Source organism: Planktothricoides raciborskii GIHE-MW2 (genome assembly GCF_040564635.1).
In the GTDB taxonomy this organism is placed as follows: Bacteria; Cyanobacteriota; Cyanobacteriia; order Cyanobacteriales; family Laspinemataceae; genus Planktothricoides; species Planktothricoides raciborskii.
Genome location: NZ_CP159837.1, coordinates 2,377,286 through 2,403,957, shown reverse-complemented (window position 1 = coordinate 2,403,957; position 26,672 = coordinate 2,377,286). Strand labels below are relative to the sequence as shown.

At 43.8% G+C, this 26,672-nt stretch carries 18 protein-coding genes; 7 read left to right on the top strand and 11 right to left on the bottom strand.

The annotated features are described in order from the left end of the window. Window positions 1-163: 163 nt before the first annotated feature. Window positions 164-1,861: a DUF3352 domain-containing protein gene (locus tag ABWT76_RS10020; protein ID WP_190879595.1), complete on the bottom strand. Its 1,698-nt coding sequence runs from the start codon at window positions 1,859-1,861 to the stop codon at window positions 164-166. Between the two features lie 520 nt (window positions 1,862-2,381). Between ABWT76_RS10020 and ABWT76_RS10015 the strand changes: the two genes are divergently transcribed. Next, on the top strand, window positions 2,382-3,068 hold the full coding sequence (locus tag ABWT76_RS10015; protein ID WP_082348850.1) for a fasciclin domain-containing protein: 687 nt from the start codon (window positions 2,382-2,384) through the stop codon (window positions 3,066-3,068). A 3-nt stretch (window positions 3,069-3,071) separates the two neighbouring features. On the opposite strand, the gene ABWT76_RS10010 is transcribed toward ABWT76_RS10015, so the two are convergent. The 9 genes from ABWT76_RS10010 to ABWT76_RS09970 form a co-directional block, all read right to left on the bottom strand. Then, window positions 3,072-6,284, bottom strand: a complete 3,213-nt coding sequence (locus tag ABWT76_RS10010; protein WP_190879599.1) for a CHAT domain-containing protein — start codon at window positions 6,282-6,284, stop codon at window positions 3,072-3,074. A gap of 749 nt (window positions 6,285-7,033) precedes the next feature. Beyond that, window positions 7,034-10,279 carry a tetratricopeptide repeat protein gene (locus ABWT76_RS10005; RefSeq protein ID WP_354636031.1) on the bottom strand — a complete coding sequence of 1,082 codons (3,246 nt, stop codon included), beginning with the start codon at window positions 10,277-10,279 and terminating at the stop codon, window positions 7,034-7,036. Window positions 10,280-11,130: 851 nt separating this feature from the next. Further along, the gene (locus ABWT76_RS10000; RefSeq protein WP_156331709.1) at window positions 11,131-11,295 is read right to left on the bottom strand and encodes a hypothetical protein; all 165 of its coding nucleotides are present in this window, start codon (window positions 11,293-11,295) and stop codon (window positions 11,131-11,133) included. 2 nt (window positions 11,296-11,297) lie between these two features. Next, on the bottom strand, window positions 11,298-12,791 hold the full coding sequence (gene pap / locus ABWT76_RS09995; RefSeq protein WP_054466319.1) for a polyphosphate:AMP phosphotransferase: 1,494 nt from the start codon (window positions 12,789-12,791) through the stop codon (window positions 11,298-11,300). Window positions 12,792-13,301: 510 nt separating this feature from the next. Beyond that, window positions 13,302-13,511 carry a hypothetical protein gene (locus tag ABWT76_RS09990; RefSeq protein WP_354636030.1) on the bottom strand — a complete coding sequence of 70 codons (210 nt, stop codon included), beginning with the start codon at window positions 13,509-13,511 and terminating at the stop codon, window positions 13,302-13,304. Between the two features lie 99 nt (window positions 13,512-13,610). Then, on the bottom strand, window positions 13,611-14,147 hold the full coding sequence (locus tag ABWT76_RS09985) for a Uma2 family endonuclease (protein ID WP_354636029.1): 537 nt from the start codon (window positions 14,145-14,147) through the stop codon (window positions 13,611-13,613). Window positions 14,148-14,584: 437 nt separating this feature from the next. Further along, window positions 14,585-16,420, bottom strand: a complete 1,836-nt coding sequence (locus ABWT76_RS09980; RefSeq protein WP_375341522.1) for a metallophosphoesterase family protein — start codon at window positions 16,418-16,420, stop codon at window positions 14,585-14,587. 212 nt (window positions 16,421-16,632) lie between these two features. After that, entirely contained in the window at window positions 16,633-16,800 is a 168-nt protein-coding gene (locus tag ABWT76_RS09975; protein ID WP_322096570.1) for a hypothetical protein, read from the bottom strand. 99 nt (window positions 16,801-16,899) lie between these two features. Continuing rightward, window positions 16,900-17,421 (bottom strand): Uma2 family endonuclease, encoded by a 522-nt coding sequence (locus ABWT76_RS09970; RefSeq protein WP_354636397.1) that lies wholly within the window; start codon window positions 17,419-17,421, stop codon window positions 16,900-16,902. Window positions 17,422-18,259: 838 nt separating this feature from the next. On the opposite strand from ABWT76_RS09970, the gene ABWT76_RS09965 reads away from it, so the two are divergent. Together ABWT76_RS09965 and psbM are read left to right on the top strand one after the other, a co-directional pair. Then, window positions 18,260-18,568: a 2Fe-2S iron-sulfur cluster-binding protein gene (locus ABWT76_RS09965; protein ID WP_054466321.1), complete on the top strand. Its 309-nt coding sequence runs from the start codon at window positions 18,260-18,262 to the stop codon at window positions 18,566-18,568. A gap of 121 nt (window positions 18,569-18,689) precedes the next feature. After that, window positions 18,690-18,803, top strand: coding sequence for a photosystem II reaction center protein PsbM (psbM, locus tag ABWT76_RS09960; protein ID WP_072160741.1), 114 nt, complete (start codon window positions 18,690-18,692; stop codon window positions 18,801-18,803). A gap of 277 nt (window positions 18,804-19,080) precedes the next feature. Here psbM and ABWT76_RS09955 read toward each other — a convergent pair whose 3' ends face one another. Beyond that, window positions 19,081-19,905 carry a universal stress protein gene (locus tag ABWT76_RS09955; RefSeq protein ID WP_354636028.1) on the bottom strand — a complete coding sequence of 275 codons (825 nt, stop codon included), beginning with the start codon at window positions 19,903-19,905 and terminating at the stop codon, window positions 19,081-19,083. A gap of 125 nt (window positions 19,906-20,030) precedes the next feature. Between ABWT76_RS09955 and ABWT76_RS09950 the strand changes: the two genes are divergently transcribed. From ABWT76_RS09950 to ABWT76_RS09935, 4 genes are all read left to right on the top strand, one after another. Then, on the top strand, window positions 20,031-20,519 hold the full coding sequence (locus ABWT76_RS09950; RefSeq protein ID WP_054466324.1) for a thioesterase family protein: 489 nt from the start codon (window positions 20,031-20,033) through the stop codon (window positions 20,517-20,519). Between the two features lie 190 nt (window positions 20,520-20,709). After that, window positions 20,710-22,245 carry a CHAT domain-containing protein gene (locus ABWT76_RS09945; RefSeq protein ID WP_082348852.1) on the top strand — a complete coding sequence of 512 codons (1,536 nt, stop codon included), beginning with the start codon at window positions 20,710-20,712 and terminating at the stop codon, window positions 22,243-22,245. Window positions 22,246-23,005: 760 nt separating this feature from the next. Then, complete coding sequence (locus ABWT76_RS09940) at window positions 23,006-23,815, top strand: DUF928 domain-containing protein (protein ID WP_054466326.1); 810 nt, start codon at window positions 23,006-23,008, stop codon at window positions 23,813-23,815. Window positions 23,816-23,856: 41 nt separating this feature from the next. Further along, window positions 23,857-26,454, top strand: coding sequence for an EAL domain-containing protein (locus ABWT76_RS09935; protein ID WP_054466327.1), 2,598 nt, complete (start codon window positions 23,857-23,859; stop codon window positions 26,452-26,454). The last annotated feature ends 218 nt before the right edge of the window (window positions 26,455-26,672 follow it).

The window sequence follows — 26,672 nt, the reverse complement described above, 5'->3', positions numbered from 1 at the left end:
TTTACTTCTAAACAAAGTTATGGATTAAACAAGTCATTTTTTGGGGTAAATATAGAATATTTAATCAGGGAAATGGAGCGAACATTAAATAACTGATAAATGCACCGATCGACGCACCGAGAGTTAAAAAGTGTGATTTGAATGAGTGGAATACAGGGAATAATTACTGCTTGGATTTCAGCGCCACTAACATATCCATTTGGGCGATTTCTGCTGCTGGCCTGGTGTTAGTCACCCCGATGCCTTGAATGGAATTGAGCACGGCTAAAACATCTGGAGAAATTTGATTTCCCGGCGGCAGAGGCGCCCGATTAACCACGGTCATTAATTGATCCATGTTTAAGTAAAAGTAGCCTTGGTTGGGAGTGGGTAAAGAACCGGCGATCGCCTGAAAATTTTGGCTGGTATTCAAGGGTTGAGAAATCGGCTGAGACATCAGAGACATCATGGGCTGACCCAAGGTAATCAATAATAAGTTTTCATCCAACCAGCCATAGCCACCTAAGACAATTTCTTGGGACTTAACTTTCCACTCGGTCATGGGAATACTTTCATAAGTGTTAGAACCGGCTTCTAACATCGGAAACTTGGTGGTGAAACTTTTGTCAAGTTTTTTCATGCTGGCTTCTGCCAAGGGGCGATCGCTGGTTTCCAAGAGAATGACTCCGCCGAATCCCACTTGCGCTAGAATTCCTTCATTGGAGGGAATAAAACCCAAAGCAAACTGACCATCCATCCAGCTAAAAATATCTCGCTCTAAGTCTAAATTGGTGCTAGATTTGAAAGCGGCTTTCAGGGATTTTAGGTTACTTTCAAGCATGGGGTCAATCCGGGATTGTTCTAGCGCCGTTGCCCAGGAACTTTTAAGTTCTTTTCCGGTCAATACGGCAATGGTTTCACTGGGAAACCGATTCATTAATCCAGTCTGATTGTCGGTCGATGCTGATTCTGGAAAAATCCCTGGCTCGACTTGTGCGATCGCCCTGATTCGCATCCCTTCTGGCTCGATGCCTGCCCCAATCACTGCATATTTTATCCCTTCTAGTTGTTGGGGAAATCTCGGATTTTCTGAAATATTTTCCCCTAATACCTGCGCTAATAGAGTCGAGTTAGGCAAATACAATTGCAGCACAGGATTTTTAAGTTCTTGCCATTTTTTTAGTAGTTCAGTTCCTTCGGGACTGGCAGCAAACGATGCGGCATTTTGATAACTATCAATCGCTTGTTCTAGGGTTTTTTGCTGCTTGGCTAAGAGTAAATGATTGCCCACTACGGCACTGTAATTTGAGGGATTTTCACCAATTGTGCTTTGGGAAATTTTTACTCCTTTATATTCAGACTCTACAAATTTTAGGTCGGCTTGAGATTTAAAGTTCCGCTGAAATATCCAAGCTTTTAAAGGATTTTGAATGCCAACCACTAGCAAGACATTCGCTTCCTGATCCGTCGGGGGTGCCGATTTGGTTGTTGCCCCACTAGGTAAGTCGCTGTTTGGGTTTGTTGAGTCCTTTTCACTCAAGGGGGGTAATAAGACAAACATGACATCACCCACCCAAGGTTTTAAGTCGGTTTGGTAATTCAGTTCCTCTTGGGGAAAAATTCCCTGTTGGAAACGGTCAAAGACTTTGGCGATCGCCGCTTGTGATTCTGGAGTACCAAATTGTTGCAATCGATCCCAATGATGAGAATTCGTGTCAACATAAGCAGCTAACATCGTATCTTTAGGCACAATTTTGGCACTATCTACGGGGGTTAATTTCCGCCCGATTCCCTGTAGGTAAAAATAAGCACCGGCGACTCCAGCCAGGAATAACCCAGCAATTACTAGGCGCCCAGAAAACGATCGTTTTTGTTCAGACATTTATCTCCTCACACATTTTTCCCCAGATATTAACCTGATAATGCTCTTATAGGGTATGCCAGGAAGCACCCCTATGACAATATTTTTTAGAAAAAATATTTATTACGCTGAAAATAAACAAATTCGCCGAAAATCGCTCATTCCTTGTATAATGCTTTTATGGGCAAAATTTACCAAATTTTGCCCATAGATAATTTTCCCGATTAAATGTTAGTAACAAAAAATTCAAAAGTCACTAACCTTTAATCTTTCTTGAGCGATTTTCGGGAACTAGGGGAAACTAAAGAGAACTAAAGAGTGGTGGTTGATAATCTAACCAGGTTACAATTTCCCCCGATCGAACAAGGTAGAGGCGTAATGCTTACGCCCGCGAGGCGGCTTGCCCCACGCAATATACCCAATGGCGATCGCACCCACTTTCTGTAGGTTGGGTTGATGAAGGAAACCCAATTGATTATCCAATGATTAATTCCATCAGGGCTCTACTGATTATGATTTCGTCATCTTCAGAGAAAAAGCCATGAAGCAAACAAACACTTTCGACTGCTTAAAAGGGTCTTTGAGCGATCGCAATTGCTCAAAGAGATTAAATTTAAACTTATCCAAGCTCACAGGGGTGCTGGTCGCTCTTGGGGTTAGCCTTGGAGTTAGCGCAAACATTTTAGGTATTGAACTAGGTAGCCCTGTGGCGATCGCGTCCCCACGGACGGAAAGATCCAATCCATATATCACAATTTTTAACGACCCGATCTATGGCCCTAGTCGCACGTTGGATGGGACTGTCAGTGGCACTCTCAGAAGTGCGATTAAATATGGTTGGGATTTTAGCGCGATCGCCCAGGACTTCCAACAAATGGGACTCACGGAAATCTTAAGCAACCAAGATAGCGGTGATGGCAACACGATTTTATATACCGTGTTTGTACCCACCAACGAAGAGTGGCAAACTTTGGCTGCGGCAGTTCGTGCCAATCCAGAAACTCTGGAAAAGATTCTGCGTTACCATATTGTTCCCGGTGCGGTGACTCAAACCCAGCTAGAGTCTGGGGAAATCCAGACTCTAAGTGGTGCTACCCTGACCATTCACGAAAATGCCAGTGGCGATCGCTTTCTACTCAATCAGGATGTGGAAATCACCAGCACTTTACGCACCCAAAACGGCGTAATTGTGTTTGTGAATAAACCCTTAGTTCCCCCGCAAAACTAGGATTTACCAGGGATTCCCGACTAAGGTAAAAGCCGCCCAAAAATACGGGTGGGCTAAATTTTTTCCCTGGACTTGGGAAGAGATATTTTCTTGTTGATTGCTCAACCCAATTTCTCCGACTAAGGACTGAGAGTATGTCTGCGGATCGTCATCTACCCAAGTCAACTGACCATTTTCTATGTGAATTTTGCCTTGCAGCATCGCTAACTGCGCTTGCCGCAAGGCTTCCGCTTTAATGGTCTGGGTTTGAGAATTCAGGTGGCGATAAAATTCACTCATTAAGCCGAAAGTACCTTGATCGTTCACTTGCCAAAGACTTGCGAGCACGGATTTAACGCCATTTTGTACCGCTAACCCGGCAAAACCTAATTCGGCATTGGGACTCCCGAAGGCGGTTTCACAGCCACTCATCACCAGGAGTTCTAATGGTTGGTTTTGCCATCCGATTTCTTGAATTTCATGCAGGGTGAGTCGGCGATTCCAAAATTGAATATAGGAGTTTTGGGTATTTTCTGGATTAAATTCCACATGGGTGGCGAGGTGAACGATCTGATAATTTCCTCCCTCGCTTTGATATTTGAGATTTTCTGGGGTAAATGCTTCATTGATGAAGATATTACTGGATCGATTGGCGGCGATCGCGGATAATTCCAAGGGGACTTGATCCAACGGTTGAATTCTCGGATCGGCAAATTCCGACGCCCCCATTGCTAATACCGCTGAGTGACTAAGGTTCTGATAGCTGAGATCCGTTAAATTCAGGCTGGGAATTAAGCTGAGACGGTATTTTTCCACTAAAAACTGTTGACCGTCATGCAAAACGGCGAGGGGCAGGGAGCGAATATTCGGATCGAGAGAAAACATTAAAGTGTCAATCCCCCGACCGTTTAATTCCCCTTCAATGGGGCTAATTAACCATTGATATAGTTGTTGTGCCGAGGATAAATAGCGTTCGCGAAGCGGTGCGGATGCACTTTCGCTGCCCAAGGTTCGGGGATTGGTGACATCGGCAATTAACTCTTGTATCGTAGCATTGAGTAAGTCCCGATTGGCATGGTGGACAATTCGGCGAATTGTCGGTTGCCCAGGAGACAGCAACATCAATTCTAAGTAATCGCTAAATGCCAAAACATACACGACCCCAGGGGTGGAGTTAGTGGTTAAAGCGATCGCCTCTAAAGAGTTTTGTAAATCACGATTAATTAATGAGGAATAAGCCTCTGACCAGGATTGGCGATTCGCGGTAGCGATCCGGTTCGCGGAATCAGTCAAATAGCTGACTGGAGAATCTAAAACTTTCGCCTGAATTGTATAAGAGTTATTTTCAGCTATTTCTGGTATTTCTGATGGCGCAAATTCTGAAATTTCTCTGGTGCCGGTTATGCTTGAATTTGGGAATAAATCCGCAACTGGATCGAGGTTAATCGGTGAATTAGAGAAACTGGTTGAATCCTCGATGGGTTCTGAAAAAGAAAATGACTGATTCCCCAGAGTTCCGTGCTCATAATTGCCCCAGGATGGGGAAATCCGAGCATCTTGCCAAGATAGATGGCGATCGAAGTATGCTTTATTTTGTTGATTAGCTGGATTTGGATCGCCATTTTCTTGGCTAAATTCTGGAGGCAAACCACTCCAAGACCGGGTGTTTCTCGGTGTAGTTGGGATAGTTGGTTGATATTGCAAATCATCTATTTCATCTAAAACAATTGAAGCAGACCAACTCGTAGATTTTTCCCCTGATTTCTGATTTACTGGTGGGCGATCGCGGCTTTCTGGGCTAAATTCTGGAGGTAACCCACTCCAAGACAGCGAATATATCGAATTTTTTCCTATAGTTTGTATAGTTTTTTCGGTAACTTCTGGGGTTACTTCTGTAGTAACTTTTGGCTGAATTTCTGGTTGATCTTCTGGGTTATTATTCGCTACTTTAACCGGAGCATTACTGTTAAAAATAGCTGCATTTTGCTCCGGTTCAGATATGTTTGCCGATCGCTCCCGATCGCCGTTGAATTCTGGGGCAAAGCCACTCCATGCCGTCAAATTAACCTTAGCGGGTATTTCTTGCCAAGGAACGCTAATTTCTGATGCATCAAAAACTGTCTCCTCCAACACCGTTTCATCGGGGTTAGTTGCGGCAACCGTTAGATTTTCATCAACATCATAAACATAAGGAATTTCTGGGTCAATGAGTGTGTGATAATTCACCGGATTGACTGAGATATTTTGCGGATTTAAAATATCTCGCAATCCCTCAGACAATAATATCTCTGGTGGAATGGAACTATCTATGAGCAAAGCAGAGGCGATCGCTTCTTGAAAAGTCTCCGAATTGCCGACATTTCCAACAACATTGCTCAGGGAAAAATTTCTCCCTGTCACTGATAGACTTGTTGGATAAACTGTTGAAGCCTCAGATGCAACTACATCCGTAGACTCTAGGAAAAATCCACTAAATAAATTATGATCGAAATTACGATCCTCAGCGCTGACCCCGGCATACGATTGATAATTTTCCGGTAAATTTTCCGGTAAATCTAAACTAAACTCTGAACTCTCTGAACTATTTTGCTTTTGGGCTTCTGTGGGTAGCAAATTCAATTGATTATTCAAAGTTGCCCCAATAATTAAACTACGATAACCCCCTGGATTTTCAATAAATTTACCGGAAATCTTCCCTTCAACCCTTGCAGCGATCGCCTGAATCACCTCAGCCCCGGGCTGCCGAAACTCTGGCTCAAGATTAATATCATAATTAATATCATAAGCACTCATCCAAAGCTTAGGTAAGCCTCCCGTAATACTGATAGCATCACCTAACTCAGTGTTAGTGCCAAATAAATCCACTGGCATCAATCCGTATGCCATTGCCTCAAACATCACACCCGCCGAATTTATCCCCGGATAATTTTCCTCATTTATGGTTTTATTTTTTCCTCCTAAGTTTCCTAATAAATTTGTCGAAAAATTAACCGGCTGATTTACCATATTTTGTGGAGATAATATATCGATAAAATTGCTAAAATTATTTAGCTGCTGTTCCCGATAAAAATTATCTCCAGTTTGAGATTGAGCCACTGACGGCAACAGTAAAAAAGCCACGGGCAAAATATTAGATGAATTGACTAAAATTTTCTGGTGTGCCCGAAATATCCCTAAGCTTTGGTGGAGAATATTGTAGTTAATTAAACTGACTTGACTGACTTGATTGACTTGCATAATTATTCCGCCCCAATTGTTATCCGATAATTTATCCCATGAGTCTTCCCCGATTGACTAAATATAATTATACCTCATTTTTTAGGTTATGCATCATAGATTTATTCTAATATATGTCAGGGCGGCGTTGCATTCGGGTAAAAAACAACCGGGTTTTTCCAGTAAAAATGGCACACCTGTAGGGGCGAAGCATACTCTTCGAGAAGGCTTCGCCTACGGGTAATAAATTTTTGAGTTTTTCCTGTAGGGGCTTGTAGAGGCAAAGCATTCGGGCAGTTAATTCTCGCTTTTTACAATCAAGATAATTATCCGAATGCTTTGCCCGAACCCGGCAGTTAATTCTCGCTTTTTACAATCAAGATAATTATCCGAATGCTTTGCCCGAACCCGGCAGTTAATTCTCGCTTTTTACAATCAAGATAATTATCCGAATGCTTTGCCCGAACCCGGCAGTTAATTCTCGCTTTTTACAATCAAGATAATTATCCGAATGCTTTGCCCGAACCCGGCAGTTAATTCTCGCTTTTTACAATCAAGATAATTACCCGGTAAGCTTTCGCCATGCCGTAGACGCGAAGCGGCTTCCCGTAGGGTAGGCTTTATGCTTCGCCCTTACGCCCGTAGGCGAAGCCTTCTCGAAGAGTATGCTTCGCCCCTACAGATTCAACAACCGCCAAAGAATCCCTACCCAACCAACAACAAGCAACAACCAACAATGAACAATCAAAGAATCCCTACCCAACCAAAAATTATTTTAATCGACTTCTAGCATTAATTGCGGGGGTGAAATTCGGTTGAATTTCAATCGCTTTATTGTAAGAGGCGATCGCTTCTTCATTCCGTTTCAGGTATTCCAAAGACAAACCACGTTGTGTCCAAGCAAATGGATCGTTGGGATAAATCTCAATCGCCAGATTAAAAGATACGAGAGCTTCTTCATCTCGCTGTAATTCAGTTAAAGCCATGCCCCGACTCACCCAAGAGGGATAGTCATTGGGTTCAATTTTAATCGCTTCATCAAAAGATTTAATCGCTGCTTCATATTGCTTAATTTCCGCCAAAGCAATCCCGCGATCGCGCCACGCATGATAAAAACTGGGATTAAGTTTGAGGGCTTGATCGTAAGATTTGACCGCATCGGCATAGCGTTCTAAACCTGCACTGAGTAACGAGGCTCGGTTGTGCCATCCGATATAGAAATTAGGGTTCAGTTCTACGGTTTTATTATAAGCATCGAGAGCCAATTCAAACTTTTCCATTTCATAGAATGTCGTGGCTTTAGCATTCCAAGCTAAATAGAATTTGGGATTGATTTTCAGAGATCGTTCGTAAGAAGCCAGCGCATCATCATAACGTCGAAGTTTGCTTAAAATCCGACCCCGTTCAATCCAGAGAATTAAGTCATTGGGTTTACTTTCTAATTGGCGATCGTAAACTGCCACTGCTTCTTCATAAGCGAGGACGGATTCTTGAGGTTTTTCTAGTCTTTCTTGGACTAATCCTTGATATTCCCAGAGGGTCGGTTCCTCTGGAGCGAAAGACACTCCCTCTTGCAACTCTGCCAAAGCTTCGGGATATTTTTTCAAGCCGATTAAAGCGATCGCCCGTCCTTTTTTGGCTTGAGCATTTCTGGGATCTAATTTCAACGCTTGATCGTGGACAGCCAGGGCTTCATTATAATTATTTAACTGAGAATAGACTTCTCCTTGGTTATTCCAAAATTTAGCATTTTTCGGTTCCAGTTCCGTAGCTTTTTGATAAGCCACTAAAGCCGCTGGATATCGTTGTAATAAAAACAGGGCATCCCCCCGACATTTCCAAGCATTTGAATAGTCTTCTTTAATCGCCAGCGCTTGATTGCAGAGTTCTTCCGCTTCTAAAGCTTGGCGTAAATCTAACTGTGCGGAGGCTTGTTGAATCACCGCATCGGCTTTTTCCAGTAGACGGCGATGTTTCTGAGCGTTAGTCCACAAAACCGTTCCCCCGATCAGCGCTATTAACAGTAAAACTCCTCCCGTCACCGACAACACCTGCAACCAGATTTTTTCAGAAAAAGGTAAGGTGACTTTGGCAAAATTGATAATAAATGAATTTTCTGGTAACGTCTCTGGGGGGGTTGCCTCAGAATTCGACTTGGGGCGATCGCCATCTGCGGGATTTTCTATCACCCCTTCTGTCACCTTTGAAGGCTGTGGTTTTGTCACCGACGGCACGACTGTCGGTTCCGAGGAAGATGCTATGGCCAAGTTTTCTGCAAATGACTGCGTACCGGATAATGCACCGGACAACAAAGCCAAATCTTTTAAAACTTCGGCGGCGGATTGATATCGCTCGCGAAAATAAGCATGAGCCATTTTATTAATAATTTCCGCGAGGCGATCGCTCACCTGGGTCAAATGTCGCCAACTCACTTCTCCGGTTTGCGGATCCGGTTCTAATTGGCTGGGATGAACCCCAGTTAAGGCTTGAATTGCCACCATTCCCAGGGCATAAATATCGCTATTCGGACGTAAATTGCCCGCTTGTTGTTCTTTGGGCATATAACCCACAGTTCCCACCGACCCAGTATTAATTAGCTGACCTTGGTCATCCAACGCCATGGTACTAATTTGTTTAACTGAGCCAAAATCTAACAACACCAGTTGACCATCGCTGGAACGGCGAATCAAATTCGCCGGATGAATATTAGAGTGAATCACATTTTGCTGATGCACAAACGTCAGTGTATTCAAAACATCTTGCAACAGCGCGATCGCCTCTGATTCTTTCCAGCGTCGCTCATTCATTTCTTCTGCCAGGGACTTACCTTGAACAAACTCGTGAACCAGATAAAATCCGGTTTCACCGGGAAAATCATCTAAAAGTCTGGGAATTTGATCGTGGGTTCCCAGCCGTTGCAGATTTTGTGCTTCCGTATCAAATAAAATTCTCGCTTCCCAAAACGGAAATGGAGAGTGCTCCGCACCGCTGACCCGATCGACTTTATGAGGTTCAATTTTTTTCAGCACACAAGGGGAATTGCCCCGTTCTCGGTCAAGAGTTAAATAAGTTTTGCCAAAAGAACTCTCCCCTAAAAAGTTAATAATCTTATAGCGGTTTTCTATCGTCTCCCCAATTTCATGGAAACCCTGAAGGTCTCTTAAAACATCGGTGGCGGATTGGTAGCGCTGCTCCCAATCTGGATGCACCATCAGGGTCAAAATATCGATTAATTCTTGGCGACATTGCACCAAATGTTGCCAAAGCAATTCGCCGGTTTTAATATCTCGCTCTAACTTGGTTGGAGGCATTCCTGTTAACGCTTGAATGGCGGTAATTCCCAGAGCATAAATATCACTATTGGGATAAACTTTGCCCCCAAGTTGTTCGATAGGCATATAACCGGGCGTGCCAATCATCGAAGTAGTGATATTGCCGCCAAAGCTGAGAACTAAGGTTTCAATTTCTTTCAGAGAACCAAAGTCAATCGGGACAATTTGATAATCAGAAAAGCGGCGGATTAAATTCGAGGGTTTAATGTTGCGATGGATTGTCCCTTGTTCATGGATTACCGCCAAAACCTCTAGGACATTATATAATAAAGCAATTACTTGAGATTCCGGCCAAGATTTTCCTTCACAAATTTCTTGGCTTAAATCTTGCCCATCAATAAATTCTTCAACCACATATAATTGATTGTTTTCAATAAAAAAGTCTAATATTGAAGGAATTTGAGGATGATGCCCTAATTTTTCCAACTTTTTTACTTCCGTATTAAAGCGTTTTTGGGCTTCATCTAAAATATATGCATGATTACTGGAGGTTTGCAGGATTTTGAGAATACAGCGATCGCCCTCAAGCCATGAGGATTTGGTACTAACTGCCCCTTCCCCTTGGCTGCGGTCTGGTTCGGCGGCTAAATCGGGATGATATTCTGCTAAATAGGTTTTGCCAAATGCTCCCTTTTTAAAGGTTTTAATAATTTGGTAACAGCCGTGTATTTTATTTCCGTTCATGGCAGAGAATCACCTTATGACTTATGGGTTTTCCTTCTGGATATTTCTGGATATTTATGATTTGAATGGAGATAGAATCGCCAAGAAACCGGGTTTCTATGAAAAATGTCTGCCTCCCCACCAGCCTCTACACAGAAACCCGGTTTCTATGTCTTCAAAATCATAAAAATTTACTATACAAGTTTCAAGGATTTGCTGTTGTTGCTCAAAATACACCCCAAGATATACCCCAAGCAAGCATCAGTTTCAGTCTAATTGTGAATTTCTGGGTGATAGATGCTAAGGCCAAATTATCTCAACTTATCACAGATCGGCTTCAAGATGATCGACCTGCGAAGTTTTGGGAAATCCCAAAATGATGGGTAAATTTATCGGAAATCTGTAGATGCTTTGGGATTTTTGCGGTGGGTCATGGATCATCTTGGAGATTGATTCAAGTCCCAAGGGTTAAACTCAGGTTCACAGAAAGCGGTGGGATCAGGAAGGATTGGCTGGGCGATCGCCCAGGGGTCAGTCTTTTACAGGACAGGGGATTGTCGATCCTGATTAAACAGCGATTTCGCGAATAATTATGTTTGTATTTTACAGTATTTCTGCCCCAAGTTGGAACAACCTCACAAATTGTCACCTTTTTTAATTCTCAAAGGTGACATTAAGGTGACATTCAGTCGGACTGACGCTTGATGGCTTGATTTAAGCGCTATATATAGTATTGGGTTATAGTATTGGATATAGTATTGGCTGGCCAATGCCCACCGGACAAATACCTCTATATAGTAGGTTGGGTTGAGGCACGAAACCCAACCTAGGAGACAGGTTCGTAAAAGAGAAGTGAACCACTGTTCTTGGTTTCAGGCGAAGCTTTCCCGGAAAAAATTCACGCTTTCAGAAACCAGGTTTCTTGTAGGGGCGATTCCGATGGCGGTGGTCGCCCCGTGGTCGCCCATGAACCCAGAAACCCGGTTACTCTGGCGGTCAGGCAACACCGCCCCCTTAATCGTAAAAAAATTAACCAAGGTTACTTACTGCGGCGTTTCAATTCATTTTCAATAGCTTGAATCACCGTTTGAATCACTTTAACCCGGGCATAGTATTTGTCATTTCCCGGCACCACCGTCCAAGGGGCGATCGGGGTACTGGTGCGCTGAATCATCTGATTCACTGCCACATAATAATAAGGCCATTTTTCCCGATTGCGCCAATCTTCCTCCGTGAGTTTATGTTGCTTAAAAGGGCTATCTTTGCGTTGGTTAAATCGGATTAATTGTTCTTCAAAGCTGATATGTAGCCAACATTTAACCAAGACATAACCCGCCCCAGTGACTTGTTCTTCAAACTCATTAATTTCTTGATAAGCCCGTCGCCATTCCGGTTCCGTGGCAAACCCTTCTACTCGCTCCACTAAAACCCGGCCATACCAGGTGCGATCGAAAATGCCAAACTGACCAGGGGCAGGCAACCGGCGCCAAAACCGCCATAGATAATGACGAGCCAATTCTTCGGCACTAGGGGCAGCAAAGGCATTCACCACATAACTCCGAGGATCGAGCACATCGGTTAAGCGTTTAATCGCTCCGCCTTTTCCGGCAGCATCCCATCCTTCAAATAACACCATCACGGGCACTTTGTGTTTATGCATTTCCAGTTGCAGTTCTCGGAGTCGGATTTGTTCTTCGCGTAACTGTTTTTTATATTCTTCTCTGGACAAACATAAACTCAAATCAACTTTATAGAGAAAATCCGGTTCAGCGGGTTTTAATGCTTCTTGTAAAGGCAAAGTGGGAGGTGGCGTTCGACAACTGAGGCGATCGAGTGCCTCCGTAATCGTGCTGGCCATTTGGATCAACACCTTCACCCGCGCCCAGCGTTGACAGTTTCCTTCTACCAAAGTCCAGGGCGCAGGGCCGGTACTGGTGCGAATTACCATATCCTCTGCAAAGGCGGCATATTGATCGTACTTTTTCGCTTGTTGCCAGTCTTCGGGACGGACTCGCCAAGAACTCAGGGAGTCTGCTTGGGCTTTTTTCAAGCGTTTTTTTAGTTCTTTTTTGCTTAAGTGAATCCAGAATTTCGCGATCGCCACCCCATCGTCAGCTAATTGCCGTTCAAAGGCATTCATTTGCCGCATCATCGCCGGGATTTTGACTTCGGAAATTCTGCCACACAGTCGGTCTTCTAAAAGGTGAGTGTACCAGCTATGGTAAAAAAATCCGATCGTCCCTTTCGCCGGTAATTTTTGCCAAAATCGCCAGAGAAACGGATATTGACGTTCTTGCTCCGTTGGTGGCCAAATCGGGTGAACCGTAAAGCCACGGGGATCCATATAACCCACCATTTTCTTCACCAGAGAACCTTTTCCCGCCGCCGTCCAACCTTCCAAAACCACCACCATCGGCAATTTTTTGTCCCAACAGGCTTGTTGTAACTCCCGCAATTCTTGCATCAAAGACTCGATTTGAGCTTCGTAAGACTCTTTATCCAGAGACAGATTTAAATCTAGGGTATCTAACATAATTTTAATTTGAATTTGATTTCAATGTTTGCATATTTACATATTTACATATTTGCCGAAAAATAATTATATTTTACATATAGTTACATATAGCGGTTTTTATTGGCTGAATTACAGATTTTTTTGGATTCCCGCCTGCGCGGGAATGACAGGTTTTTTTTGTACTTCATAACTCCGCAAAGTGCTATAAAATTCATCATACCAAATCCGGTTCTCAAAAACCCCCGTTTCACTTGCGGATGGCGAGGGAATCAAGTCTCAAAAATTTGACTTGCGCTAAGGCGGTAATGACATTTTTGAGACTTGTGAATGAGCGGATGGAAAAAAGCTATACAGCGGTTTTCTGATTACTAAACCACTAGCGGGCCCGCGCATTCCGGCAGTAGGGGCGACGAGCGCATTCGCCCGTACAATCTTTTAAGCATCAAACTTCTGCCGGAATGCGCGGGCCCCTACAAAAATTTGTGGTTTACTCAACAGAAAAAAGCTATATGTACTTTTTGCTGACAATTAGCTTAGTTGATTCGGGTCAATGCCCATTTCTTTTAAGCGCTCCCATAACTGTTGTTTTTGTCGCCGTTCTTCAGCTAAAGCCGCTTCAGCTTGTTGCCGTTCTTCTTCAGCGCGATCGGCTCGTTCTCGCTCTTGTTGCGCGATTTCTCGCTCTTGTTGCGCGATTTCTCGCTCTTGCTGGGCCAACTCGAAAGATAACTTGACCAAATTACCCGCGCGATCGTAAAAGCGCAACCAAGTTGCTGTTTCCCTCAGAATGGTTCCATCCCAAGTGCCTCACAATAATCCCAAACTTTCGCACCACAATCAACCGCGATCGTCAGGAGTTATTTCTTGATAACGGAAATTTTCTCCTAACTTCCAACCTTTTAGGGATTCTGGAGCGAAAGGATCGTAAATAAAATAATGCCCGGTTTTGAAAACCTGCTCGTAAAGATCCTTCTTTTTTCCCTGATCCTGATTAGCCGTAGAAGGCGACATCAACTCGACAATTACATCGGGATAGCGGCCACCTTCTTCCCACACTACCCACCCTTGACGTTCTTTTTTCCCATCCACATTTAAAGCCACAAAGAAATCCTGCCCTTTATAATACCGATTTCGCGCTTGTTCGCTGCTGTAATATACAAACATATTCCCACCAGCAAAATAGTCTTCTCGTTCTTGATAAGCCAGCGTCACGGCAGAAATCAAAACATTCATGGCGATGCGATGGCGATTACTTGTCCTCGGTTCTCCGTCGTCAAATATTAGATCGGTAGGGGGAGGGGAGGGAATCCACTCATCTTCGAGTTGGAGATTTTCCGTTTCATTTGCTTGCTCTTGAATCAGTTGCACAGACATAGTAATACTCTCCAATTCCTGATAAAATTATACCTGAATTAATGCCAAATGAGCCACTTTTCTACTAAGTTTATTGTTTTTTTTAATAAATAGTTGCTAATTAAGTAGGTGAACATAATTAATTGCACTTTTCGTTCCCCACCGTAAATCCTTGGATTCCCGCATATAGGAAGGAGAGAGAAAAGAGAAGAGAGAAAAGAGAATATATTGACTAGGCATCCTCTTTCCTCTTTCCTATGCATCCTCTTTCCTCTTTCCTATGCATCCTCTTTCCTATGCATCCTCTTTCCTCTGATATGGTCTGTGGTGCATTTATTTCTGCCCACCTAATTATTTATGATGCTAATCGGCTAAAAAATATATATTTAGATTTATATTTTTATTGATCCGATTAGCTGAGATTTTATAGCAGATATTTAAAATCTGAATTGTATCCGTTAAAACCAATTAACTCTCAGGGCAAATTCATCAAATTTTATCGCAGGGCTGCCCGGTTCTCTGGTATCAAAGCGATAACTACTCACGGTTCCTGTCTTGGTATCAAAAATACTAAATACAGAAATATCGTTACTGGCAATATAGGGCAATTTTTCCCCATTTTCGCCCACCAAAGGCGCCATATTGGGCATTACCGGATCTAAGCCATTGGGATCGCCGATCGCCGCATATTTTTCTTGATAATTCTCCGGCACCTGCCGTTTTTGATCGGCGAACAAATGCGCCCCATAGCTATTGCCCACATTAGAGGATTCTAAATAGTGAGTTTGAGTAGAACTGACAAACCGATTCCATAAATGAGAATGTCCATAAAACACTAACTGTACTCCTGCTGCTTCTATTAATGGCACCAGATCGCGCATAATATAATCTTGTTTTTGGGGATATTCATATTTTACCGTAATCTGACCTGTTGCATCTTGTTCCAAGCGTTGCTGTGGATCTGTATAAGGCGGCACAACATTGCCCCCCAAAGAATGTGGGGGATGGTGAAACATGACAATTTTATATTTCGCCTGTTTAAATTCAGGACTATTTAATTCTTGTTTAAACCATTCATATTGCGGGCTGCCCGGAGTAATGGGTTCAAAAATATGTTGACCATAGCCCCAATTTTCTGGTTGATTAACATCCCCTTGCCGTTCCTGGTATCGGCCTTTAATATTTGGAGATAAACTGTAATTGCGCCAAATATTAGTCACATACAAAACTACTAAGCGAATATCCCCAAAAGTCACAGCATAATATTTTTTCCCGCCAGGTTTACTTTCTGGCAAGGTAAATAGTTCTTCATAAGTTTCGGTATTAAAAGAATTATCAACTAACCAGCGATCGCGCACCACTTCGGAATCTTCTGGATTCAACTCCAGGGCTTTTTTAGCATAAATTGCTTCGGCCATTTTTCGAGGAAATGGGTCGTTAAATTCACCATTTAAACTATCTTCTCTGCCAAACCTGCCCATCACTTCATGGTTGCCCAAAGTGGTAAAGATCGGCGCATATTGAATAATTTTACCACCCCGATAAACCGTGGTTCGGCCTTTTTTTGCTAGTTGATAATTAGCTCGACCTTGCAAACAAGGGAAAAACGCCCCGCCTCGGTTATCGTCAAACCATTCTGAAGCGCGATCGGGGACATTCACTAAATCCCCCGCATGAAATACTGCATCCACCTGACCCACGGTTTCCACCACTTTTTGTAAATTTGCGGCAGTCATGGGCATCAGTTGATGATCGGAAGTGAGTAAAATTTTCAGGGACGTTCCCGGTTTTGGTGTTGGGGATGCGGTGAAGATATCGCTACTAATTTGCAGTCCATCATTGCGGGTACTAAATACTTGATAAGGGATGCGAATTTCTGGCACTAAATCAGTCAGTTCGGCTTCATGTCGCCAAATTTCTCGCGCTGTGGGTTTTTGCCAAATTTGACCCGTTTCGGTTTGGTGGCCTAATCGAGATTTTTGGTCTTCACGAGTCCGACTTAATTTAGTTGTGGTTGCGCCGACAATTTTTTTCATATCTGACCCGTAGATTACCCGATGATCGACACCGGGAAAATCCGTAAACCAAACAATATTGACTGAGGTTTCTGTGGGTTTTTGGACAAATGGGTCGGTGAGGAGTTGGGGAGAATTAGTCATAGTGTTTAATGTGGGCAAGAATAGGGCGAATGCAAAGCTAAACAAAACTAAAAGAGCCAGTATCCATAAATTGCGATCGCTCTTTGGGCCATCATTGAGATAATTTTTCCAGTCTGGTGGTATGGGAATTAACATTATGGTTTAACTGACAAGGGTTTAGCTCCACGGTTTTTGTCAAAAAGCCGGGAAGCGTTGATCGGATCTCTAATCAATATAGGCGATAAATTGCGATCGCCTACCCATTACCTCTGCGCTACCAACCAGACTGCCAACCAGATGAATACTGAATTGAATGCTGAATTGAATGTTGAATGCTTATCAGTTATTTATCTGTCTTTTGCTGGCAATTAGCCCAGTTGATTTGGGTCAATTCCCATTTGCTGGAGTCGCTCCCATAACAGTTGTTTTTGTCGGCGTTCTTCGGCTAAAGCGGCTTCAGCTTGTTCCCGTTTCATTTCAGCGCGATCGGCTCGTTCCCGTTCCTGTGGCGCCAACTCGAAGGATAACTTGACCAAATTACCCGCCCGATCTTAAAAGCGCAACCAAGTAGCTGTTTCCCTCAGAATGGTTCCATCCCAAGTGCCTCACAATAATCCCAAACTTTCGCACCACAATCAACCGCGATCGTCAGGAGTAATTTCTTGATAACGGAAATTTTCTCCTAACTTCCAACCTTTTAGGGATTCTGGAGCGAAAGTATCGTAAATAAAATAATGCCCGGTTTTGAAAACCTGCTCGTAAAGATCCTTTTTTTTTCCCTGATCCTGATTAGCCGTAGAAGGCGACATCAACTCGACAATCACGTCGGGATAGCGGCCACCTTCTTCCCAAAGCACCCAGCCTTGACGTTCTTTTTTCCCATCCACATTTAAAGCCACAAAAAAATCCGGCCCTTTATAATCCCGATTTCGCGCTTGTTCGCTGCTGTAATACACAAACATATTCCCACCAGCAAAATAATCTTCTCGTTCTTGATAAGCTAAAGTCACGGCAGAAATCAAAACATTCATGGCGATGCGATGGCGATTACTTTCCCAGGGTTCTCCGTCGTCAAAAATTAAATCAGTAGGGGGAGGAGAGGGAGTCCACTCGTCTTCGAGTTGAAGATTTTCCGTTTGAGTTGTTTGCTCCTGAATCAGTTACACAGACATAGTAATACTCCCCAAAATTTTTATTATATAAAAAGCCTATTTTGTGCTTAATTAACAATTAATAACTATTACGAAAAAATTATAAATTTAAATTTAAATTTAATTATTTAATTAATAATGTAAATTTATTAAAATTAATTGAAATTATATTATAGTATAACTCATAAAATATTGAATTGCTATATAGTGTTCAAAAAGCTATATATTGCAAAATTTTAATAACTACTGAAATATGCACAATCATCGTCAACAGTAAACAGCAAATGGGTTTTTCATACCATCTCTGTCACCCAACCTGCTCATAGAAACCCGGTTGGTTTGCCCGATCGCTTATTTGTCGAGTCAGAAACCGGGTAATTGACACCAAATCTCTGTCACCCAACCTTCATGCTCATAGAAACCCTGTTTCTTGCTTGCTGAGGGGCGATTCCCTCGCCAGAGCTTTCGCCCGATCGCTTATTTGTCGAGTCAGAAACCGGGTAATTGACACCAAATCTCTGTCACCCAACCTTCATGCTGATAGAAACCCGGTTTCTTTGCCCGGTTGCTTGAGGGGCGGCTTTCAGGGGCGATCGCTACCATATCCCTGGGGAATTTTTTAACATTTCGTAATATATAGTGATAAATTAAAACCTAGTAACCGATCGCCATTACATTGCTCAACATCAGGGCAAAGAAGAGTCTGAGCCTATTTCCTTGGCACGCAGACTGATGGATGGACGATCTCCGGCTTGACCAGTTGGGATGTTGGGCATTAGGCTGCCCATCGTTCCTCCCAGTGTTTACCCATGTTCATCAACATAAATCAGAGTCTCAAATACTAATGAGTAACATCAAATTTGTCAATAGCGACAATCAGGAAATCAAAGAAGTTGTGGCCGCTCAGGGAGCCAATTTACGCCTGAAAGCCCTAGAAAACCAAATCGATCTCTACAAATTTTATGGCAAAATGATGAACTGTGGTGGCTACGGTCAATGTGCTACCTGTATTGTGGAAATTGTCGAGGGCGAAGAAAATCTTTCTCCTCGAAGCAGCGTTGAAGAGAAAAAACTCAAGAAAAAGCCCGCCAATTATAGGTTGGCTTGCCAAACTCTGGTCAATGGGCCAGTCACCGTGAAAATCAAGCCTTAATCTTTTGTTTGCTAATTGGTCATTTGTAATGGGGCAAAACCGCCACCGCCAAATGACCCGCAGACAAATGATGATATTCTAATTTTGTTCAACAATCACATTGACATAGAGGTGTTGTAGTATGCAAGTTAACGATCTAGGTTTTGTGGCAACCATCCTATTTGTACTGGTTCCCGCTGTTTTCCTCTTGATTTTGTACATTCAAACCGCCAGCCGAGAAGGTAAGAAAAATTAGGAAAAACTGCGAAAATTATTTCACTAACTCAGCAGACACCTAGGTGATTAATCACAGGTGTCTTTTTGTTTTTATGGGTGTGGGGTGTGGGGGTGTGGCGGAGCAGAGGCGCAGAGGCGCAGAGGCGAAAAAGAACACCCCAGCACCCCAGCACCCCTTCCCTTTCCCCAACCAAAGAATCTCTACCCAAAGAATCCCTAGCCAACAACCAACAAATAGGGGCAATTAATGAATTGCCCCTAGTGCTGGATCTGATGGGTCAGTCCGGTTAGATGGATTAACGACGGACTAATAACACTGGGCAGTCAGCGTTAACGCGCACATAGTCGGAAAGTGAGCTACCCAGGAGGCGATCTAAATCCACCAAGCTTTTGGCCATGTTCGGACGGCGATCGGGAGAACCGAGTAATAGGAGATCGGCATTGGTTTCTTCGGCGATCCGGCAGATTTCTGGGCCGGGTTTACCACTGCCGGTGATGCAACGATAGTTAACTCCGGCTTTTTTCGCTTCCGCAGCAGCGGCAGCTAATACTTCGTCTTCTTCCGCTTGATTGACCGCTTTGGGTGGGTTGACGTGAGCGAGGATTAACTGACTCCCCGATACATTTCGGGTGAAAGCTAAGGCCATTTCTAAGGATTGTTTGGCTTCTGGGGAGTTATTCATCGCTACCATGACTCGGTTGATCCGTTTGACATAGCTATCGTCTTTGACCAGTAACATGGGACGGGAAGCAAGCTGGAAGACATACTGACTGACGGATCCTTCTAAAATGGCTCGTAAGCGACCTAATGCCCGCGAACCGATGATAATCAGGTCAACGTTTTCTTCTTCAGCGACTTCACAAACGATGGCTTTTGGATCTCCTTGTTTGAGTCGGGGGTTGACTTTTTTGGCATCGACTTTTAGGGCTTTGACCGCATCGGCGAGAATTTTCCCTCCCTTGGCTAACTTGGCAGACATTTCATCGGCGATGGTTTCGGGGGTGACGACGTGCAATAGGGTAATGGATGCGCCTTGGAAAGCGGGAATGTCCATTAACATATTGACCATTTCTTCACACAAGCCACGTCCGGCAACGGCGACTAAAATTTTTTGAATCATTTGCTCTCTCTTGATAAAACAGGTATTTTTCAGAGTGAGGTTCTCTTGATCCTTTTGGATCAAGATCCCCTGATAAAATTTAAGGATAAGACTGATTACTTACTAAAAATTTGTAGTTTTGTAACATGACTGAACAGACATATCCGCAGCAACAGTTACCCCCAGTCCGGGCGATCGCCCCTACAGTACACAGAAGCGAGGACGGCTGGTTTGAGTATCCCGTGCGATCGCACCCACATCATACGGACTATGCCGGAGTGGTTTGGCATGGTACATATTTAACTTGGATGGAAGAAGCGCGAATTGAGTCCCTGCGAAGTATTGGCATTGATTATGCCCAATTGGTGACAATTGGCTGTGATTTCCCGGTGATCGAGATGTCTTTGCGCTACCACAAGCCTATGCACTTGGGGGTTGATGCGGTGGTCAGAACTCGGATGGCTGAAATGCGGGGAGTGCGACTGAATTGGGAGCAAAATATTCAATCGATTAATGGTGAGGAAGTCTATGTCAAAGCACTGGTGACATTGGTCGCTTGTGATATGGCTGAAGGTAAGATTATTCGACGATTACCGCCTTTGGTGCAGGATGCGTTGGTGAAATTGAGTCAATAACAGGACGATCGGTAGTAGGGGCGTCCAAGCGAACCGCCCCGACATTGTATTGATGTGTCACCGAGTGTCACCGTCACGGAACGGCACCCTACACAGGCGTTGCGTAAGTCCTGCAAATGATAAAACCAAATGATAAAACCAAAAAGTCCCTGGGTGAAATCTGTCAGCCTTTCCCAGTTGTGTAATCGTGATGAAATGTCTGATATCCCTGTTTAAGCGATCGCCTCTGTCTCATAAACTAATGTGTCAAAAGCGGCGGCGCCTAGGGCAGATTTTGCTTTTAGTGATTCTTTTTGGTTTATGCAATTGCCTGACTGCGGTCAGCCTTCATGGGTCGCATCCCACTTTTGCCGGGGCGAAGCATTCGGGTAACGATATTGTAGGGGCGAAAAGCGAATCGTCCCTACAGGAAAAGCGAAAATTAACGGCCCGAATAGGGGCAAAGCATTCCCGTAAAAAATTCACGCTTCTAACCCATCGAACTTCTGCGGGAATGCTTTGCCCCTACAAATTTATTTGTATATGGGATGCGACCAAGCATGACAGGGAAGGCAAACACTTAACTGAGGAAGCGCTGGCTTTAAACCAAGAGATTAAAGCACCAGAGATGACCCATGAATCGGCACAGGAATTAGCAAACTTGCTGAACCAACCACAACTCGCAGATATTTCAGAGGCGATGCCGCGCCAGGGACACGGAAAGGAAATCGCGATTAACCAAGTTGACCCCGATACAGCGGTGATTTATCCGATCATTTTGCCCGATCGCCTCGAAGTGATTTTTGCTTTGCCCGGACATCCTCTGCGTCAAACGACGATCCGGGAACCCAAGGAAATGGTAGAAACCACGATCCGCCAAATGCGTAATTCCCTGAGAAAAACTTCTTTTCTGGAAGAGCGTTTACCCTTGGCGCAAAAACTCTATGATTGGTTGATTCGTCCGGTAGCTGACGATTTAGCCAGTGACAAGATTAAGACTTTGGTCTTTGTCCTCGATGGGCCGTTTCGGAATGTGCCGATGGCGGCGCTTTATGATGGGCAACAGTATTTAGTGGAGAAATACGCGATCGCCATTAATCCTGGTTTGCAGTTTTTGGGCAAAAAGCGATCCTCTCTGCCACCGGAAGAGGTAAAAGCCCTGCTGGGCGGAATCAGCGAAGCCACCCAAGGATTTAGTCCATTGCCTGCGGTGGACTTAGAACTCGCGGCAATTGCCGCCCAAATTCCCACCAAGACTTTGCGAAATCAGGCTTTTACCAAAGATGCCCTCAAAGAAGAAATGGTGAAAACTCCGTTTCCCGTGGTTCACTTAGCCACTCACGGACAATTTAGTTCTAACCCTAAAGAGACGTTTATTTTGACTTGGGATGACAAAATCAACATTGAGGACTTACAAAGCATTCTGCGCGATCGGCGCCGACAAAAGAACCCTCTGGAATTATTGGTACTAAGTGCCTGCCAAACCGCCGAAGGAGACAATCGAGCTACCCTTGGATTAGCGGGAATCGCTGTGCGATCGGGGGCGCGGAGTACCTTAGCCACACTTTGGTCAGTCAATGACGAGTCTACCGCTGCTTTCATGGCCGAGTTTTACCGACAACTCACTCAACCGAATATGACCAAAGCCGAAGCGCAACGCTTGGGGCAAATCAAGCTGCTCACCGATCCGAAGTATCGTCATCCTTTCTACTGGGCTCCGTTTGTTTTAGTGGGAAATTGGCAATAATCCGCTGGAATTTAGTTTTGTGGTATGTTTTGCCCAGTTATGGAGCAGATTATCCCAAGAATCATCAATTCTATCTAAACCAGGGCATTAATGATCCTCAAGCTGATTCCTAGAAATTTTTTGGCAGATTTTAGGGGCGCCTAATCAGTGTTATTTCTGAAGTGAAATCAATTAATCTTTTTTTAAAGATATCAAAGTATTTTTTACTATTGTTATCAGTATTATGGTTATCAATTATGGCGATCGACTGGGAGTCTTAAGCATAACCCTGACAGAGGGTCAGACCCCTTAATCAGAGAAGCGCTTCACTTGCTCGTAATTTTACGGTAGTAAGTCTCACCTAGACTTCTCCCCCCCCCATCAAAACCTTGAAAAAAGGTGAAATCATTCGATAAAATCCCATCTATCTATAACCAATGCCCTATAAACCAGAGCCAGTATCAGAAAATCATCAAGTCTATGGTAGAATCAATCCTTCATGTTATATACTAAAAAAATAAAGAAAATATCAAAAAACTCTCGCTCGGTTAAAAATAATTAATATAAATTAGCGATCGTATAATCCTTAACCAAGCTTAAATATTGAAGCGATGGAAAAAAAATAAAAATCCTTTGATTTCAAGAAAAACCGAAACAAGCCATGATCTTTCCGGTGATCGGGATGAACATGAGATCCAATGCAGAAAAAATCCGAAAAAATACGCATAAAAATGAACATTTGTCAACAGACGTGAGTATTATTTAAATTAGGAGATAATTTATGATGGGAATTAAACGGTTGATATTTTATCTATCTACGCTGTCGATCGCCCTATCTTTTGGATTAATCACCTTGTCTGCTATGCCAACCCAGGCACAGGTGAGATTGGAGAAGAATATGACAGTGAGCAGCGATGTTGAATTACCATTGCGGATACAAATTAATTTTGAAACGAAGGAACCGGACGAAGGGGAACCGGAACAAACTGTAGGGGCAGGAAGCCGGAATGCTGAAAAATGTACCGATCCGCAAGACTACAAGGCCCTAACTTTACTGGTTCCGGCCAATACGGTGGCTTTAACTGTAGCCGAAAGACCCATGTTTTTTGTTTATTTTCCCAAAACCGTGGCAACACAGGCGGAGTTGAGTCTCAGGGATGAACAGGGAAATGGGATTTACCAAACTATTTTTGATCTCGGCGAAACCCCTGGGATTCAGGGGATCCAATTGCCAATTACGGCACCGGCTTTAGAAGTTGGTCGGAGGTATCAATGGTCGATCGCCATGATTTGCAATGCCGATGACCGACTCCGAGATCAAGTAGCAGATGCTTGGATTCAGCGGATTGATCTGCCTGCGTCCCTGAGTCAGCAACTCCAAAATGCCGCGATCGCAGAACAAGCGTCACTCTATGCCCAGAATGGCATTTGGTACGATACCATATCAACATTAGCTGAATTTATCTCTCAGTCTGAAAATTCAACAGTGGCGACGAATGCGTGGCAACAACTTTTAAGTTCCGAAACAGTACAGTTAGATCAATTCCTAGAAATCCGTTGGCGGATTCAGGAACAACACGGAGAAAATTAAAAGTAGATAGAATAGAAAAAATTTTCATTTTTTGTTTGTTCATGGGTTCTAAGACCTGGAAAAAACTCCAAAAGCTACTGTGGGAATGGCGAGGAGTGATTGTAACTGCTCCCACGGTGGCAGGATTGACTTTAGCATTACGGATGACCGGATTGCTCCAAGGATGGGAATTGCGAACGCTAGATTTATTTTTTCGCTGGCGTCCTTCGGAACCCCAGGATGAACGAATTGCGATCGTAGAAATTGATGAGCCAGATATCAGCTATGTGGGAACTTGGCCGATTCCCGACCGGGTTTTAGCAGAGTTGTTAAAAAAAATTAAACAGCAACAACCGAAATCCATTGGCATGGATATTTATCGGAATTTGCCGGTAGAACCGGGCTATGAAGAATTAGTAAAAGTATATAAATCTACGCCGAATTTGATTGGCGTGAAGAAAATTCTCGGAGACGCTTATGGCGGTCCCGTGGCGCCGCCAGCAGTGTTGGGTGAGTTGGGTCAAGTGGCAGCGGTGGATATGGTCAGTGACAAAGATGGCAAAATTCGTCGCGCCTTACTTGCGGTGACGCCGCCCGGTGAACCGACGATTTATGCTTTGTCCAGCCGTTTGGCCATCATGTATCTGGAAGAACAAGGAATCAGATTACAGCCTCACCCTGCAAAAAAAGAGGCGAATGTTCTGGGCAAGAGTTTATTTTTCCGACTGCAAAAAAATGATGGTGGGTATGTCCGCGCTGATAACGGCGGCTACCAGATTATGCACAATTTTCGCAAGTCTTGTCCGATCCAAGAGTTAAATTGCGACGTTTTCTATACGGTGTCCCTGAGAGATGTTTTGACCGACAAAATTGAACCGGATGCTTTGCGCGATCGCATCGTCTTAATTGGTTCCACTGCCGACAGCCTGAAAGACAGCTTTTTAACTTCTTTTGACGGACAAAAGGGCAGTGCGCGAACTCCAGGGGTGATCATCCACGCTCAATTAGTGAGTCAAATTCTCAGTGCCGCCCTAGATGGACGCGGCTTAATCCGGGTGTGGTCTGAACCTGTGGAATGGATCTGGATTTCTTTCTGGTCAGTCGTTGGTGCTACGTTAACCTGGAGTTTGTTAGGCCGCAAATGGGAAGTAGTCAGTATTTTCCTAGTTGGCGCCAGTCTCGGATTCGGCTCTTTTGTCGCCTTCTTAGGTAATTGGTGGATTCCCGTAGTCCCCGCCTTGGTGGGCTTTTTTGGCTCGTCTGTGATTATTGTTGGCTATATTGGCTATACCGAACGGGAGCGATCGCAGGCGCAATTACGCTTCAATGCCTTGCATGACGGACTCACGGGCTTGCCAAATCGTCGTTGTCTGATTTCTCGGCTGCAAAGTGCCATTGAATATCGCCAAGAAAACCCAGATTATTTATTCGCCATCCTATTTTTAGACTTAGATCGCTTCAAACTGATTAACGATGCCTTGGGACATAGAACAGGTGATGACTTATTAATTGCCACCGCTTGCCGACTGGGAGAATGTGTCAAACCTAGAGACACCGTGGCTCGCTTAGGCGGCGATGAATTTATCATTCTCCTAGAAGATATTCACCAAATCCAAACCGCCAGTCAGGTGGCGGAACGGATTCATCAGCAACTCAAGTTGCCATTTTATATCAATGGCCATGAAGTCTTTACCAGTACCAGTATTGGCGTTGTCCTGAGTACGATGAATTATCAGCAGCCAGAGGATTGGCTGGCTGCTGCGGATGTGGCCATGTATCGAGCCAAAGCTCGTGGCAAAGCCAACTATGAGATTTTTGATAGCAGTATGCAAGCGGATGTGATGTTCCAGCTTAAGCTGGAAGAGGATATCCGTCAGGGAATCGATCGCGAAGAATTTGAACTGTATTATCAACCAATTGTATTGACCAATACCACCGAGTTGGCGGGGTTTGAAGCCTTGGTGCGCTGGAATCATCCAGAACGGGGTTTTGTTTCTCCCGGTCAATTTATTCCTTTGGCAGAGGAAACCGGATTAATTGTGCCGTTGGGTTGGTGGATTTTACGCACCGCCTGTCGCCAGTTACACTCGTGGCATCAACAATTCCCCGACCAAGCGGGTTTAAAGGTCAGTGTCAACCTTTCTGGCAAGCAGTTTCTCCAGTCCGATTTAGTGGAAAAAATTGCGGATATTTTACAAGAAACTGGTTTAAATCCTTCTACTTTGAAGTTGGAAATTACCGAAGGAGTGGTGATGGATAATGCAGAAATGGCGATTAAAATGTTACAACAAATTAAAAATTTAGGGATTACTTTAAGTATTGATGATTTTGGCACGGGATATTCTTCTTTGAGTTATTTACATCGGTTCCCAGTTGATACTTTGAAGGTCGATCGATCTTTTGTGAATGGGGTGGAAAGCGATCGCGATAAGTTAGAGATTGCTCGGACGATTCTCCTGCTGGCACATAGTCTAGAAATGGATGCGATCGCAGAAGGGGTGGAGACATTAGAACAGTTTCTCATTTTGCAAGAACTTAGCTGTGAGTATATTCAAGGGTACTTTTTTTCTAAGCCTTTGAATGTAGAATCGGCAGTTAATTTGCTCAAAAAACCCGATTTTAAACAAAAAATTGTTGTAGATCAAAGTCTTCATAAATAATCCAGGTCTAGGGTAGTCTTAGGAAAGTAGCAGAATTAGCTATGAGGAGCAATCAATATTCGTCCAGCAGTCCAGCATTAGTCCTCCAGCATTGTTTCTCTGGCTTAATTAGCTGAAAACTTCTGACTAAACTGGCTTTAATCTATCTAAGTATTTGATGACAACAAAAAGGATTTAACAGAAAAAAAACCGCAAAAATACGCAAAAATACGCAAACT